Consider the following 14,010-nt stretch of genomic DNA (forward strand, 5'->3'; position numbering starts at 1 on the left):
CGCTTACGCTTCAGCACCTCCGAGCTGGCAGTTAGTTGATTTAGAGATTGAAAATAAAACTTGTGTAATTAAACAAGATTTGATAGAGTGGTTTTCAGATGAGTCGTCGAGAATATCCACTAAGCTTGAGCATCAATGGTCGCAAAATTAAAAAAGTTGTGATTGACCCTCACTATGAGGAAAAGCACAGCGAATCTATAAATGATGAACTCATCCTTGAGCTTGTTAAATTACTTGATGGGTCCAGAGCCGAGCCCGAAAAACGTGTTGATGGGTTTGAATACTTTGCCTCGGATAATCTGCTTTTAGATGACAAGCTCTATAAGCTGGTTTGGCTTTTAGAAGATAATGCCATTTACATTGGAATTGTTAATGCGCATCGGAGGTAAATGATGGGATTTCCAAGTAAAAAACAATTAGAAAACATCCGCAAAGAATCTAAGAGCTGGGAAGGCACACTTCACATCAATAAAAATGCTACCCCTCTTGAGCATTTTAGGTGGGAAATCTGCCAAGCTCTTTTGGCCTATAAACAAGACAACAATTTGAAAAATACAGAGCTTGCAGTAGCCTTAAACGTGCCTGAAGCAGACCTTAGCCGCATCTTTCGACACCGCATTGAGGGTATCAGTACAGACCGCCTGCTTGGGTTGTTAAGCCAAGTAAAGCCCAAACACAAAATCGAACTCAAAGTGTCTTGAATTATTGGGGTTAGGTGGTCCTCCGGCTGGCCACAGCTGAGGCGGTTTGTGTGGCAACCCTAAGTGGGTTTAGTGGACCCCCGTTGTCTAGGCAGAATCTAGTATTTTAAATGTTGCAGTATTTCGGTTATCTCCCTCATGCTAGTGCTCCTTCATAAACAACTTTTGGTTTTTGGTTATTCAACGAGTAAATTTCAATTCAAGACGAGAAATAACCTCATCTGATATAGTTTGTGTCCTGTACGGCTAAAAAATATGGGTTGCAAAACTCCAAAATATAGGAAAAAATGGAGTTATGATTTCCAGATTGCTAAGTGTTCAACAAAGCAAGAGTTTTTTGTTATTCGGGCCGCGTGGGACGGGCAAATCCACCTGGGTAAAGGCGAATTTTCCAGAAAGCCCCTATATTGATTTGCTTGATGATGCCACTCTTAACAGGCTGTTGGCGCACCCCGAGGACCTTGAGTCCTTGTTGCCTAGGCAGTTTTCAGGGCCCGTGGTTATCGATGAGGTGCAAAAGGTCCCGGCCTTACTCAACGAGGTCCATCGGCTCATCGAAAATAAGAAGATGACATTTGCACTAACCGGTTCAAGTGCAAGAAAGTTGCGGCGTCAGGGCGTTAATCTTCTGGCTGGCCGGGCGCTTACGTACAACCTATTTCCCTTTACGGCCCTTGAGATCGGGGAGCAGTTTGTGTTGGGAGAAGCGCTGCAGTTTGGCATGCTACCATCTCGCTTCACAGAACCTGATCCGGAAAAGTATCTAGCCAGCTATGTGCAGACCTATTTGCGGGAAGAAATACAACAAGAGGGTTTAACCAGAAACCTAGGTGCTTTTAGCCGCTTTCTTGAAGCAGCTAGCTTCTCACAGGGATCGCAACTTAATATCTCAAGTGTAGCTCGAGACTGTTCGGTAGAGAGAAAAGTTGCAGAAAGCTATTTTTCAATTTTAGAGGACTTATTGATCGCTTTTCGCCTTCCCGTGTTTACAAAAAAAGCTAAGCGGGAGATGGCCGCGCATCCGAAATTTTATTTTTTTGATGTAGGTGTCTACCAGACACTTCGTCCTAAAGGCCCCCTGGATAGCCCAGAAACGGCGATTGGCTCAGCCCTTGAGACGCTTGTTCTGCAAGAGCTGCGAGCATTGAACCACTATTTTAATTTCGGTTATGATTTCTACTACTGGCGGACTCAAAAAAAGAAAGAAGTAGATATAATTCTTTACGGCAAAAAAGGCCTTGTCGCCATAGAAGTAAAGAGCTCCGCCAGATTGCGCCGCGATGACTTTTTGGCCTTGCGAGAATTCTCGACAGATTATCCGATGGCTAAGTGTTATGTGATCTACGGAGGCAAACGGGCGGGTCACGAAGGTGATATTCAACTGCTGCCAGCGGAGGATTTCTTTAGAAGCAGCAAAGCTTTGTTGTAGGTGTTCGAAGGTCGATCTTTGCATAGCTCCAAAAATGCTCATTTACACAGCTTTTAAAAGCCATAGGCGACGAATAGGCGCCATGCTATGAGGCGGTTTTTCACAGTATCAAAGTCCTGATAGTAACGCCTTAAAATAACTAGTAACTCTCATTTTGAGGCATTAAATTTCACCAAGAAGACCTGGAGTTTTTCAAGTAAAATCAACGTTTCCCGCCATTTCACTGACAAAATAAACCGAAGCCTAAAAAAGATCGAAAAAACGAGTCAAGTTTTAGGGCCAAACTGCCGATACTAAGTACATCCATATTAATGGAGTTCTTCTTATGGAGGCAAAATGTCGTCCTACAAAAATGGAACGTTACCCAAAAACAGAGCGTTATTGCCCATGATGGGCCAGCAAATTGTGGTCATTGCCTTAAGCGCCGCAGTTCTTTCTTGCCAGCTTGCCGATAATCGGATCAGCGGCAGAATTCATGATAGCGGCGTCTCGCAAAATCCGTCTCTGCCCACAGTGACCGTGGGTGCTCCGACGCCGGCCAGTGGCGATGCGACGACGACTTTTGATTTTCCGGTGACCTATTTAGATTCGACTAGCAACAACCTGACGGTGGCAAAAGTACAAGTGAACGCCACAGGCAGCGTGAGTTGCGCCACACCTTCTATTGCGGCCCCCACAACGCCCACACCGACAGTGAGTCTTACCTCCTGCACAGGAAGTGGCACCGTGGACATTACGATTCTTGCGGCTACCAGTGAAAACTCCAATCAAGAGCCTGACACAGGATCCAGTGCAAGCCCCACAGCCACAGTGACCAACGCGCCCACATGCCCCACAGGCTACATTCTTGTGCCGGCTCTGGCTGATTACACAACAGAAGATTTTTGCGTGATGAAGTATGAGGCAAAAGTGCAGATTGATGTCGGTGGTGTGATACACGATTGGGGTTGTGATACTGACACCACCCCGACAACGGGAAATGGTACTTGTACGGGTGTGAGTGATAACTGGGTGGAGGTTGTGCCACAAGCCTCAACCCCCGTGTCTGTGCCCGAAGGGCGTCCATGGCGCGAAATCGACCGCGATCATGCCATTGATGAGTGTCGAAGTTTAAACAGCGAAAGTGCCGAGCTAGACCGAGACAATGACGTCAATACCGACGGCACCTATGACTTAATCACCAACGACGAGTGGCAAACCATTGCGAGAAATATCGAGCAAGTGGCAAGCAACTGGGAAGAAAACAAAGTGGGTGGCGCATCCACAGGCTATACGGGTACAGACAACAACCAGTTAAACCACGGCCATGCTGATAGCACACCCAATGAGCCTCTAATGGCCGACGGCGATGACACCAATGCCTGTATAGGGACGGGCCAAGAAGTCAGTGCCACCATCGATGATTCCTGCCCCGGCACGGGCGCCGGCTGGAGTCCAGAAAAGCGCACGCACACGTTGTCCAATAGCGAAGTGATATGGGATTTAGCGGGTAACGTATGGGAGTGGGTGAAAGACAATAACTCCAATGCCTACGGCTCAGATAATTACTTTTCCCTGATCACCGACCTCACCCATCTCAACCTCTACTCGTTAAGTGGAGGCACCACCAATACAGCACGAACCGCAAAAAACCAGTTTGGCCCGCTTTATGACTACACCTCCCTGACTACGGGCAATCGGGGGGGCTTGGGCTATGGATATGTTAACAGCTCCGCGGGCGCCGTTCTTCGCGGTGGCTACTGGAACGTTATCACTTTCTCGGGCGTGTTCGCCGCGAGCTTGTACTATGGGCCGGCGAGCTCGTTCAACGGCATCGGGTTCCGCTGCCGGTTTTCGCCGCCCTAACGCAATTGCCGCAGAACATCTTATTTAAGCACCCACTTACGTAGAAGGAGGCCTGGCAGCCAGCCCTTGGACTCTTGGCACTTGGCCCTTGGTGGCTTTGCGCGTGAGCGCAAAGCTCTTCATCTTAGTGGGCCGTAAGGCCCACTGGCGCGACAACCTGGTAACGCACCATAGCCTATTGCGGAAGTCCCGGTAACGCGGCATAGTCCGTTGCGGAAATTTGCGGAAATCGGTCTAATGCGCAATAGCTCGTTGCGGAAATCAACGGAAATGAGAGGTTAAAAACCGGCGGTGCGGAACAGCGCACCCCCTCTTGTTGGGGAAATTTGCGGAAGTCTGCGGAAATTGAGTAATAACGCTCCATAGCCTGTTGCGGAAATCAGGGGAAATGACAATCAGCGCTCATTATTTGTACCTCGATTTTGTGGATTGACAGTAGTGCTGTCAAAGCCCTATCAAACATAAATTGTTTATTTAGGGGGGCTTGTGAGAAACAGACCAGATGCCATAGAAATTTCTGTCAGAGAAGCCAGTTATCGATTGGGTCTGACGCAGAGACAAGTGCGCAATTATATTCAGGCGCGGAAAATAGCGGCCATCAAAGTAGGAAAAGAGTGGTTCGTTGACGTGGCTTCTGTACAAGCCTTTGCCCAAAGTCATCGCCTTGATATTGAAAAAAAAGTTCTTGCAGATTCGCAAAGCGAGGCGGACCATTTTTTTGCCAACGAGCCAACGAGCCAACGAGCCAACGAGCCAACGAGCCAACGAGCCAACGAGCCAACGAGCCAACGAGCCAACGAGCCAACGAGCCAACGAGCCAACGAGCCAACGAGCCAACGAGCCAACGAGCCATTTATCTCAGCTTCGTTGTTATCAAATAGCCCAGTCAATTTTCGATTCGGGTCGTTGGATAAACTCTATAAACGAAGCTCCTCACCTAGAGAAACTTAAACATAAGGTCCTTGCTAGTCTTGGCGCCGGATTTTATTCTTTTCAATTTGAACATAAATACAAGCACTACAATGGGGCCCGCGAGACCGTTGGTGCTCTCGTGGCACTGCTTTTAGCAAATAAAAGGATATCTTCGACTTGGAAAGATGAGATTAGCCATCTGACTGACGATTTATTGCCAGCCCTAGCCTCGCTCATTCGAAAAATTGAAAAACGGTGCAAATGATGAAAGAGGCCAAGGTATTTGCTGACAGTTATCAGTTGGGGTTAATTGTGTTTGAGCGCACAAAGGCTTTTCCGAAGCACTTAAGACCAACGTTGGGCCGAAAACTCGAAGAAGGGGTCATAACACTTTTGGTGGCTGTTCGAGAGGCTTGTTTGTTAAAAGGTTCAACGCGGTTCAAAAAATTGCAACAGGCTTCCCACGCATTGGATGAAATCCGGATTTTATGTCAAATGAGCTGTGATCTTAGAGTATTTTCTGCGGGGATGTATCATGACATCAGTGTTCTCACTTCAGAAATTGGTCGGGAAATTGGCGGTTTTATTCGGCATGAAAGGGGGCAACGAAATGGTGAAAACAAGCCTAAAACTATTAGATCGGGTGTCTAATTTTGAGAATCTGCTTCTAGCATTCAATTCTTGTGCAAGAGGCAAGCGCCAGTCAAAGGGCTTCCATGAATCTCTTTATTGTATAGGTGAGCGTTTACATCAAATCAGAAAGAGCCTTCTAAAGAATGAATTTTCGTGGCAGGAATATCGATCGTTTTATGTGCATGACCCTAAGAAGCGTTTGATTATGTCGGCGCCATTTATGGATCGGGTGGTTCACCATGCTATTCATCAGATCGTCGAGCCGATTATTGACCCTTTGTTGTCAGATTGCGTGTTTGCCTGCCGGCGTGGCAAGGGCAATCGCCGAGCCGCCCAAGATCTCTTTGCCGCACTCAAAAAGTTTGGCCCAAAAAGGTTTGCCATAAAGCTGGACGTGAGTAGCTATTTTCATTCTATTGATCACCGGACTCTGTTGCGGCAGTTATACGAGGTTCTTCCAGATGATTCGCTGGCGGAGTTGTTGGCCACGCTACTGGCGTCACACAAGGAATTTTCAAAAGATCGCCGAGGGATTCCGATTGGCAATCTTACAAGCCAACTCTTTGCTAATTTTTATTTGATGCCTGCTGATAGATCCGCCATTGATAGTTTGGGTATCGATTATTGGCGAGGCAAAGACTACTTAAAACACGAGCAGACCTATTATGTTCGTTACATGGACGATGCTGTATTTTTGGGTTCGTGCAAAGCAAGAGTGTTAGATGCGGCTGAAAAATATATCGATGTCGCTGAGGGGATGCTAGGGTTAAAGATTCCAATAAGCAAAAGGATGCCTCTAGGAAGCGATTCCATACCCTTTCTTGGGTATTTACTCGGTCATGATGGAGCCTCACCTTTGCGGCGAAATGTGAAGCGGTTTAAGAAAAAGATCACAGGTTTGGAAAAAGGAGGATTGAGGCCAAGCTATCGAGCACAGGTTGAGATGTCATATGGCGCTTGGTCGAAGTTGAATTGAGGCTGAGGTCCCTGGGCATGTGGTTCAATGGTGCTCCGCGGGCGCCGTTCTTCGCGGTGGCAACTGGAACAATGGAACCAATTCGGGCGTGTTCAACGCGAACTTGAACAATGGGCCGGCGAACTCGAACAACAACATCGGGTTCCGCTGCCGGTTTTCGCCGCCCGGCCTGGCAGACTTGGGGAAAATGGGAATCAGCGTGCAAGAAGTCGATAGCAATTTTTGGTATTGGCCACGCCAAAGAGGTGTGATCTTGGCGGTCCACCTCACCCCAAGGCACTTCGGGGCCTTGGCCTGGGCTGACCCTGGGGGTTTGCGCCCCCAGGGGGTCCGAATCATGCGACAATTTGACAATATTTGACTCGTGCTTTGTTTGAAAACAAATCAACGTTTCCCGCCATTCCACTGACAAAATCAACCGAAGCCTAAATTTTAAAGATCGCCGCCCTTAAGAACAGTGATAATGGACTTTGCCGCCGTCTTAAACGACTCAAAAACTCCCTTTCCCTCACGGGCAGAGGCTTCAAAGTCGGGGGCGTTGTATTTATTTAAAGACTTTCTCAGCTCAGCAATGGGCAGAGCATTAGGCAAATCTCGTTTGTTGTACTGAATAACTAACGGGATTTCGTTGATGTCGTAACCTTGTTGTTCAAGATTCTTTTCAAGGTTCTTTAATGACTGGATGTTTTCTTCCATGCGCTCGGCTTGGGAATCAGCCACGAAGATGACGCCATCAAGGCCTTTTAATATGAGCTTTCGGCTGGCGTCGTAAACCACCTGACCCGGGACCGTATATAAGTGAAATCGAGTTTTGAATCCGCGAATATCGCCCACGTTCAGCGGCAGAAAATCAAAAAAGATAGTTCGCTCTACATCTGTGGGAAGTTCAACAAGGTCTGATTTATCTTGTTCAGTGGTTTTATGGTAAACCCACTGAAGATTGGTCGTTTTTCCACCAAGAGATGGTCCGTAGTACACCAGTTTGCAATGAATCTCTTTGGCATTGTAATTGATAAACGACATTAAATCTGAATCCTATTTTCTAGGGCCCGCCCCAAGGTTCTGTTGTCAATATAGTCTATATCACCGCCAATGGGAACACCATGGGCGATGCGGGTGACTTTAATCCCCATCTCTCTTAGTACTTTAGCAAGATATAGCACGGTGGTGTCACCCTCTAAATCAGCATCGAGAGCTAAAATCACTTCTCGAATGGCAGGGCGATCTCCAGCAAGCCCCTCTTTAATGCGATCAAGTAAAGGCACAATTTTAAGATCACTTGGTGTGATGCCATCAAGTGGAGAAAGCGCTCCATGCAAGACATGATAGCGGCCCCTAAAAGCGCCAGAAGCGTCTATGCGAGCGATATCCGATGGTTCTTCCACCACGCACAATAAATCATCGTTGCGATGAACATCGGTGCAGTAATGGCAAAGACCACTTTCTTCTGTATAAGAAAAACAACTGGGGCATTCGTGCACACGATCTCTAACTTGCTGCAGCGCTTCTGAAAGCTCGCCAATAAAGTCGTCTTTTTTTTGCAAAATAAAATACGACAGCCGCTGCGCTGTTTTTGGCCCAATACCTGGCAGTTTATTGAGCTCATGCACTAACTTTTCAAGAGAAGGCACATGTAAAATCATGGATTAAAACATTCCGGGCAAGCCCACGCCGCCGGTGATTTTACTCATTTCTTTGTCAGAGGTTTCTTTGGCCACAGAAAGGGCATCATTCGTGGCTGTCATAATAAGGTCTTGCAACATCTCCACATCGCCAGCTTCAAGAACATCCGGCTGAATCGTTACGGCGGTCAGTTTATTTTGGCCAGAAACCTTAATGGTTACGGCGCCACCGCCAGAGGTGCCTTCGAACTCACGTGTGGCCAGTTCTTCTTGCAACTTCTTCATTTTATTTTGCATCTGATTGGCCTGTCTCATCAACTGTTGCATGCCGCCGCCAAAACCCTTCATGATAGCTCCTTAATGGCTTGAATTTCTGATTTAAAAATACTTTGCACTGATTTTACAAAAGGGTGGCTTTCCACTTGTCGCCGCACCTCTTGTTGTCGTTCTTCTTCTTGTCGTTGCGCTATGGCATTTGGTGTGAATTGCTTTTCTTCTTCTCGCCCCAGTTGCACCTCCACACTGTGACCGGGCCCCCAAAAGGTAGATAGGTAGTTTCTAAGTTTCAACAGATTTTCTTTTTCATTGAGCTGTTCAAAGATGAACTTCATTTTTGGGGGAATGCCAATGGTGAGCTTTTGTTTTTCGTAACCGACAAAATAAGCATGCTCAAGTTTTGCGCCTATAATGCCATTGGTGTTTTTAATTTGCTTTACAAGATGGAGCCACTCCTCTTGAGGTTGTGCGGGCCCCTGCGGCGTGCTTGCAACATCACTGATAGCGGGAGGAGAGGCGTCTTCTGGCATTGCAGGCGGGGTCACCGCCTCACGAGGGGCCGTGGGCCCAGTGTTTGTTTTTACTGTCGAGGTGGTGGCCGATTTTGTCAATGTCACCGAAGCTGTTGACGGTGAACTTGTGTTCACTGGCGGAGCCGGGTTGACCACTAAATTTTTTAAACTCGCAATGCGGGGAGCTTCTGCCATACGCAAAAGAAGCATTTCTAAGACCACGCGCGGTTCTTGCGAGCGTGGGATGTCGTTGGCTCCCTTTAGGGCCATATCAAACAGCAAATGCACATCTTCATTTGATAACTCAGCACTAAGTTCTTTAAGCCGCTCAATTTCAGCCTCAGAGAGGTCAATCAGTTGGGCACTTTGTTCGGGTGCAATTTTGACCATCAAAAGATGGCGAAGCTCTTCAAGCAGATCTTGCATGTAAATTTTCGGATCATACCCAGCAGCAAAAATATCTTGAATCACCGCAACCACAGAGGTGACATCTCGATCAACGAGCCCTTGTATTGTTTTAATAAGAAGTTGTCTGTCTGTCAGGCCAAGAACATCTACAACTTTTTGTAAAGTGATGGCGCCTTCAGAAAAAGTAATTACTTGATCAAGCAGGCTTTGGCTGTCACGCATAGAGCCGTCGCCTTGTCGGGCCACCATCCAAAGGGCTTCTTCGTCGGCCGTGATATTTTCACTTTCACAAATTGTCTTTAAGTGCTCTGCAATGGAGCGAATAGATATGCGACGAAAATCAAAGCGCTGACAGCGAGACAAAATAGTGTTGGGTATTTTGTGCACTTCTGTGGTGGCCATGACAAAAATCACATGCTCCGGGGGTTCTTCTAATGTTTTAAGAAGAGCATTAAAGGCACTGGTCGAGAGCATATGCACTTCGTCGATAATATAAACTTTGTAGCGCCCGGATGAGGGCATATAGCTTACGGTATCGCGCAGTTCTCGAATGGCATCCACGCCATTGTTGCTGGCACCATCCACTTCAATCACGTCTATACTGCGGCCGTTAGAAATATCTAAACACTCACTGCACTGACCACAGGGCACAAAGTCTTTAGCCTCAGGGCACCGAAGCGACATGGCAAGAATACGAGCGGATGATGTTTTACCTGTACCCCGTGGGCCGGTAAAAAGCAGAGCATGGGGGAGGCGATTGTTGCGAAGGGCGTTGGTCAACGTTTGACTGATGTGAGATTGTCCCACAACATCAGCAAAAGATTTTGGGCGCCACTTACGGGCAATGACCTGGTACGACACCTTTTATACTCCCATAAAAAAGTGGCCAGGCACCCCGTATCACATAGAGCTCAAGTTACCGTTGCTTCCTTCCGGACCTGGCGGGATTGGCTCGGGCTGCTATTGTACGGGACCCGGCCCCAAGAGGCCAAAGTATAATAATGACCTCATGAGCGCCACCATAAGTTGTACAAAATTGTCCGTAAAGCCTTAAATGCGGCGCATAATGTCGCCATTATCCTAAGGGGTGGCCTCCAGATGGGCGCTTTCTGAGAATACGAGTTGCCTAAAAGGGGTGGTAAAAAGTAGCGTCTGTGTTTCTTAAGAACACATTCAAATTCAAAGCCGAGTGGGGGGATCCATGGGGTTATGTCGGTTTTTGCTATTTATTGCTTTGGGGTTTACAGGATTTTTTGCTCAGGCCAACGAGCCTCTTACCGACCTTCGATCTCTAGGTGAGCGGCTTTTTTTTGATACGCGACTCTCAGGTAACAACGCCATGGCCTGCGCCACTTGTCATCAGCAACGGTATTCATGGACAGAGCCTTTGCCTCTGGGGTTTGGTTCGGGCCGCAACCAACTTCCAAGGCGAACGCCCACTCTTTGGGGAGCCGCCTGGCAGCAGACATTTTTTTGGGATGGAAGAGCCAGCACACTGGAAGAACAGGCCAAGGGACCCATCACCAGTGCTGGTGAAATGAACCAAAATTTAGATGAACTTCTAGTGGAGCTCGATGAAGATCCCACTTATCAAGACGCTTTTGCACATCTTTTTAATGATCCCAATAAAGGTATTACAGCAAACAAAATTTTTAAGGCTCTAGCGGCTTTTCAGCGCACCCTTGTACCTGAAGAGACACCTTACGAGAGGTGGCTTGCCGGAGATGACGGTGCGATCAATCACATGGCGCAAATGGGCTTTCGGATGTTTCAAAGTCCGAACTTTAAATGTGCAAAATGTCATTCTATAGGCCAAAGATTTCCAGCAGGTAAAAACAGGTTTTTAACGTCTTTTTCAGACGGAGATTTTCACGACATTGGCTTGCCTCTCAGAGAGGGCAATCCCGATAGGGGCCGGTGGACTCAGCTCACAGAAAAAGAAAAAGCAGATCCTGTAAATATAACCTATCAGTTTGCATTTAAAACCCCCACTCTTTGGGATGTGGCCTGTCGGGCCCCATATATGCATGACGGCTCACTGGCCACCCTTGATGATGTAATGGATCATTACAGCCGGGGAGGCTCTGTTTTAGATGACGAAGGCCAAGTGGTCAGGCGCCCATCTCACGCAAGAGATGTGCGGCCACTTAATCTAAATCAACATCAAAAACAGGTGATGATTGAGTTTTTAAAGACCTTGTCGCCAAAACCTTGCGGTGAGTAGTCTGGGCGGCGTTATCGCTATGAGCCTTTACAAAACACTGAATCTAAAAATACTTTAGCGCTAGGGTCTTCAAGAGCCGGGCTAATGTATTGTGGAGTTTAGATGCCGTTAATGGGGTAGGCATACATTTGTACCCCGGTCACGGTGCCGTCTTGAAAAGTACAAGTGCCGTTGCTGAGATAGTCGCCATGTCCCTGATAAACCCCATAGTTAGGTGAGTAAATACAAGCTTCATTAGTTTCGCAAAGGCCGTTGTCATTGCCGAGACTGTCGTCAATGATCTCTGTGGCATTGATCAAAAATGTTCTCGTCGCGGGATCAGTAAAAGTTCGATTACCATCTACAGCCGGAGGGCAGGGGGCGCCTGCGACAAAGGCTGCATTTTGTGATGAACCATTGTTTGTTGTGTTACGAAGAACAAGATCAGATGCCTTAAGACTCCAGTCAAAAATAGCACACGTCTCGCCGGTGGTACATGGGCCAGAGTTTACAGAATCACCCCATGTCCGATACCAACTATCAAACTCAGGCGCGGCCGTTATGTTGTCTCTTGCGAGCTGTCCAGAGGTGGCCTGTGGGTAATGGCTGTCGTCGACATTCATTCCAATAAAAGAATCCATAAGAGGGCCCACAGAAACATGATTAGCGGTGCTGGTGCCTGAGTTGGCGCAAGTGGCATCAGCAAGTCCGGCATTAACGCCGGGAGCGGCACCGCCGGTGCCCCACAAACAGCTAGCACCAGATCCTAAGAGTAAGTTGTCAAAGAATGTGACGTCGCGAGCTCCGGCAAAGATGTAGTATTGTCCGTCAAATGCGATTTGGCCGAGGCGAGTGTTATTGTGATTGGTATGAAACAGTTCAATGCCCCCACTGTTAGGGAGTATCACATTAACCATTGAGTTTTGATACCCCTGATGCATCCTTATATTACTGACACTGGTGTTTGCGATCACCAAATTGATCCCAACAAAACCAAAAGCGCCTGCACCGAAATAAAAATCCAAGCAATTTGCAACGATGGCGTTGGTGATAGTCATGTACGCACCTAAATAATACATGCAATGGTTTCCGACATTTTGGATTTTCAAGTCATTAAACGATATCGGCGGTATTGACGACGAAGTAATATCGATGCCGGACCCAGCGCCGTAGGACAGGTCAACGTTTGAAAATTGGGTACCGTCACCGCCAGAAATGCTAATATGAGCGAGTGAGGCATTATAACTCTTAATGTTGTGAAATCGAGAATAGTCAGCAGTCCCCCAAAAAAAGTCTGATACGTATAGACCGTAGGCCGTGTTTGATATAGTGATATCCTCGGCCACTGAATATTCCGGCGTAAAGAATAAACCACGGTCAGCCACAGTATCAACTACAATACCCTTGGCAAAAATAGAGGCGGAGTTGGTAACTTGAATGCCATGATTAGTGGTAATATTAGTCACGGTGACATTTCTCAAGTTGGATAGTTTTATTGAGTCAAAATTTAAAGCCGTATCATCAGACGATCCATAATCACCTTCAATCCATAAAAAAGCTCGATTGTTGCCAGACAGTATGTTTGTAGCTCCTGCGCTGAGTTGGGCCTGATCTAAGGTCACCACAGCCACTTTGTCAGCGGTAATAGCATGACCCGTATCGGCTCGTGATGTCTCGAGTACATAAACTGTGCTGGCCTGGTCGAGATCGGCGTTGCCGGTCGGAAGAGCCGTCACCGTATTAGTCCACCAAGTTTCAAGGGAGGAAGAAAACACAGGCACTTGATTTTGAGTGACAATGACACGAAGGGGTCGAAATCCCGAGGCGGTCACAAGATCACGCAAGCCCTTACCTTCCTTCAGGCCCGAGGTATATAATGTGACCGGCGAAGTAGATTCATCACAAATCCAATTAAAGGCATTCGCAGAGTCCTCAATGGTATACCCAGAACAAGATGAACCCAGGTCACTGGACGTGAATTTACGAATTTCAGCTCCATGAATACAGAGCGCCGAAAGATAATCACCAGACTCCGTGCCATCACATGGAGTGTTGTCCGCATCATAGAGATCACTTCCGTTGTTTCGAACAAAATCATTCCAGTTGCTGTTGCCCACATAGACAATGTTGTTGTTGAGCGCCGGCAAAGTAGTTACTGACTGATTGCCACGGACGTCCATTCCTACAGGACAAACAGCAAAAGCATATTCAACTTTTGCTGAAAGTCCTCCGATGGTGGCACTATTTGAAGAAAATGGACTGCCAGCAGCCAATGTGCCTTGTCCACATTCCGGAGCAGTTGCCGACCCTGACGCATAATAAACATTGTACCCAGAAACATTTGTTTGAGCTGTCCAACTCATTTGCACTTCGTCATTGAGTGCGGATGAGATTTGCACATCAAGGGTCACACCAGGTCCAGAAGATCGAATGGCCCCTTTGATTCTGTTGTCACCGAGTTGGCACCCAGCAGTTGCTAGCAGACTCAGCACC

13 protein-coding genes and 1 other RNA gene are annotated in these 14,010 nt (G+C 47.3%); 8 read left to right on the forward strand and 6 right to left on the reverse strand.

Translation table 11 applies throughout. The features are described 5' to 3' along the window. Positions 1–98: 98 nt before the first annotated feature. The 7 genes from H6626_12615 to H6626_12645 all read left to right on the forward strand — a co-directional run bounded on the left by H6626_12615 (position 99) and on the right by H6626_12645 (position 6,496). Entirely contained in the window at positions 99–389 is a 291-nt protein-coding gene (locus H6626_12615) for a hypothetical protein (protein USN47020.1), read from the forward strand. After that, positions 390–701, forward strand: coding sequence for a transcriptional regulator (locus H6626_12620; protein ID USN47021.1), 312 nt, complete (start codon positions 390–392; stop codon positions 699–701). It abuts the gene before it with no gap. A gap of 295 nt (positions 702–996) precedes the next feature. Continuing rightward, the gene (locus H6626_12625) at positions 997–2,130 is read left to right on the forward strand and encodes an ATP-binding protein (protein ID USN47022.1); all 1,134 of its coding nucleotides are present in this window, start codon (positions 997–999) and stop codon (positions 2,128–2,130) included. 336 nt (positions 2,131–2,466) lie between these two features. Beyond that, a complete protein-coding gene (locus tag H6626_12630; GenBank protein ID USN47023.1) occupies positions 2,467–3,975 on the forward strand; it encodes a hypothetical protein in 1,509 nt (502 codons plus the stop codon). 486 nt (positions 3,976–4,461) lie between these two features. Then, on the forward strand, positions 4,462–4,926 hold the full coding sequence (locus H6626_12635; protein USN47024.1) for a helix-turn-helix domain-containing protein: 465 nt from the start codon (positions 4,462–4,464) through the stop codon (positions 4,924–4,926). A 222-nt stretch (positions 4,927–5,148) separates the two neighbouring features. After that, a complete protein-coding gene (locus H6626_12640) occupies positions 5,149–5,538 on the forward strand; it encodes a four helix bundle protein (protein ID USN47025.1) in 390 nt (129 codons plus the stop codon). Continuing rightward, a complete protein-coding gene (locus tag H6626_12645) occupies positions 5,498–6,496 on the forward strand; it encodes a hypothetical protein (GenBank protein ID USN47026.1) in 999 nt (332 codons plus the stop codon). The genes H6626_12640 and H6626_12645 overlap by 41 nt, the downstream gene beginning before the upstream one ends. 432 nt (positions 6,497–6,928) lie before the next feature. On the opposite strand, the gene H6626_12650 is transcribed toward H6626_12645, so the two are convergent. The 5 genes from H6626_12650 to ffs form a co-directional block, all read right to left on the reverse strand. Next, a complete protein-coding gene (locus H6626_12650; protein ID USN47027.1) occupies positions 6,929–7,519 on the reverse strand; it encodes a gliding-motility protein MglA in 591 nt (196 codons plus the stop codon). After that, on the reverse strand, positions 7,519–8,136 hold the full coding sequence (gene recR / locus H6626_12655; GenBank protein ID USN49036.1) for a recombination protein RecR: 618 nt from the start codon (positions 8,134–8,136) through the stop codon (positions 7,519–7,521). The genes H6626_12650 and recR overlap by 1 nt, the downstream gene beginning before the upstream one ends. Before the next feature lie 6 nt (positions 8,137–8,142). Next, positions 8,143–8,466, reverse strand: coding sequence for a YbaB/EbfC family nucleoid-associated protein (locus H6626_12660; protein ID USN47028.1), 324 nt, complete (start codon positions 8,464–8,466; stop codon positions 8,143–8,145). Continuing rightward, entirely contained in the window at positions 8,463–10,175 is a 1,713-nt protein-coding gene (gene dnaX / locus H6626_12665; protein ID USN47029.1) for a DNA polymerase III subunit gamma/tau, read from the reverse strand. The genes H6626_12660 and dnaX overlap by 4 nt, the downstream gene beginning before the upstream one ends. 20 nt (positions 10,176–10,195) lie before the next feature. Continuing rightward, positions 10,196–10,294, reverse strand: an RNA gene (gene ffs / locus H6626_12670) — signal recognition particle sRNA small type. 221 nt (positions 10,295–10,515) lie between these two features. On the opposite strand from ffs, the gene H6626_12675 reads away from it, so the two are divergent. Further along, positions 10,516–11,538 carry a tryptophan tryptophylquinone biosynthesis enzyme MauG gene (locus H6626_12675; GenBank protein USN47030.1) on the forward strand — a complete coding sequence of 341 codons (1,023 nt, stop codon included), beginning with the start codon at positions 10,516–10,518 and terminating at the stop codon, positions 11,536–11,538. A gap of 98 nt (positions 11,539–11,636) precedes the next feature. On the opposite strand, the gene H6626_12680 is transcribed toward H6626_12675, so the two are convergent. Beyond that, the gene (locus H6626_12680; GenBank protein ID USN47031.1) at positions 11,637–14,009 is read right to left on the reverse strand and encodes a fibronectin type III domain-containing protein; all 2,373 of its coding nucleotides are present in this window, start codon (positions 14,007–14,009) and stop codon (positions 11,637–11,639) included. Position 14,010 lies beyond the last annotated feature (1 nt).

The organism is Pseudobdellovibrionaceae bacterium, from assembly GCA_023898385.1.
GTDB lineage: Bacteria > Bdellovibrionota > Bdellovibrionia > Bdellovibrionales > UBA1609.

Bases quoted from the DNA above. Each gene is read 5' to 3' on its own strand.
- H6626_12615 (USN47020.1), top strand. From the start codon at position 99: ATGAGTCGTCGAGAATATCCACTAAGCTTGAGCATCAATGGTCGCAAA.
- H6626_12620 (USN47021.1), top strand. From the start codon at position 390: ATGATGGGATTTCCAAGTAAAAAACAATTAGAAAACATCCGCAAAGAA.
- H6626_12625 (USN47022.1), top strand. From the start codon at position 997: ATGATTTCCAGATTGCTAAGTGTTCAACAAAGCAAGAGTTTTTTGTTA.
- H6626_12630 (USN47023.1), top strand. From the start codon at position 2,467: ATGTCGTCCTACAAAAATGGAACGTTACCCAAAAACAGAGCGTTATTG.
- H6626_12640 (USN47025.1), top strand. From the start codon at position 5,149: ATGATGAAAGAGGCCAAGGTATTTGCTGACAGTTATCAGTTGGGGTTA.
- H6626_12645 (USN47026.1), top strand. From the start codon at position 5,498: ATGGTGAAAACAAGCCTAAAACTATTAGATCGGGTGTCTAATTTTGAG.
- H6626_12650 (USN47027.1), bottom strand. From the start codon at position 7,519: ATGTCGTTTATCAATTACAATGCCAAAGAGATTCATTGCAAACTGGTG.
- H6626_12660 (USN47028.1), bottom strand. From the start codon at position 8,466: ATGAAGGGTTTTGGCGGCGGCATGCAACAGTTGATGAGACAGGCCAAT.
- H6626_12675 (USN47030.1), top strand. From the start codon at position 10,516: ATGGGGTTATGTCGGTTTTTGCTATTTATTGCTTTGGGGTTTACAGGA.